Below are 1176 nucleotides of genomic sequence, written 5' to 3' on the forward strand. Positions count from 1 at the left end.
TACTCAGGTTGAACTGGCAGTGTCTGGCGGGCTGATCTCGGTGAATCCCGTGATCAGTCCGGTCTCGGCGAGGCAGCCGTCGATCAGTTCGGGCCGGTATTGGATCTTCTTGAGCTTGCGCTTGATGATGCGGGTGAGGCTGTTGAGGTCGGCTGCGACGAAGTTGGCGATCGACCGCTTGAGCAGTGACCAGACGCCTTCGGTGGGGTTGAGCTCGGGCGCGTAGCTGGGTAACTGGTACACCCTCAGCCACTCCTTGTTCTCCTCGGCGTAGTCCGCCAGCTCCTGCCTCAGGTGCACGGACAGGTTGTCCCAGCACCAGACGATCGGGGTCTTCAGGTACTGGTGGGCCGTGCTGATGAGGTCGCGGTAGTCCTGCCAGGAGAAGCTCTTGGGTTCGTTCTTGCGGCCGTGGTGGACGTGCAGCTTGTACAGCAGGTGACTGCGGTGGCCCTCGCGGTAGCAGGTGACGCCGGCGATGTTCACCCGTCCGCGTCCCCTGCCGCGCACCCGTACCACCGGGCGCTCGCCTCGCGGTGCCCACGTGCGTCCCCGCGGCGGACTCAGGGCCTGTCCTGCCTCGTCCTCGAAGCAGATGTGGGCACCCAGGTCCGCCGCCGCTCTTTTACCTGCGGCCACACCTGCTCTTTCCATACCTCGATGGCGGCCTCGTCCCGCTCGACGGCCCGGCGCACTGGAACCTGGCAGCTCCAGCCGTGGCGGCGCAGCAGCTTCCACACGCCCTGCACCGTGTACCCCACATGGAACATCCGGCCGATCAGGAGCTTGATCCGCTTCAGCGTCCACCGCTGATCGTCCTCGAAACCGTGGGCCAGCGGCCCCCGCTTCAACTCGGCTTCCAACCGGGCCCACTGCCCACTCGAGAGCCTCTCCACCGCCGTGGGCCCCTTCGAGCGCAGCGCCTCCACCCCGCCCGACTCCCACGCCCGCCGCCAGCGCAGCACCGAACGACCGGTCACCCTCAGATCCCGGGCGACCTCCGCCGTTGTATCCCCGCGCTCGAACCGCTCGGCCGCCACCAGCCTCAACCGTTCACGAGCCGCCTGCTCCTCGGGCGTGTACCCACCCGCCTGCGCATACCTCATCCCTACGGCATACCGCAGGGATCATGGACAGTCAGTAGCCCTGAAGACACTGTCAGTTCAACCTGAGTAC

General features: G+C 66.4%; 1 protein-coding gene. It reads right to left on the reverse strand.

All coding sequences use genetic code 11. The annotated features are described in order from the left end of the window. Window positions 1-3: 3 nt before the first annotated feature. A protein-coding gene (locus ACZ38L_RS39600; RefSeq protein ID WP_465703031.1) for an IS630 family transposase occupies window positions 4-1106 on the reverse strand; the annotation gives its coding sequence in 2 pieces (ribosomal slippage) (window positions 4-645 and window positions 648-1106; 1101 coding nt in all). Between the last annotated feature and the right edge of the window lie 70 nt (window positions 1107-1176).

Source organism: Kitasatospora sp. NPDC024654 (genome assembly GCF_055559155.1).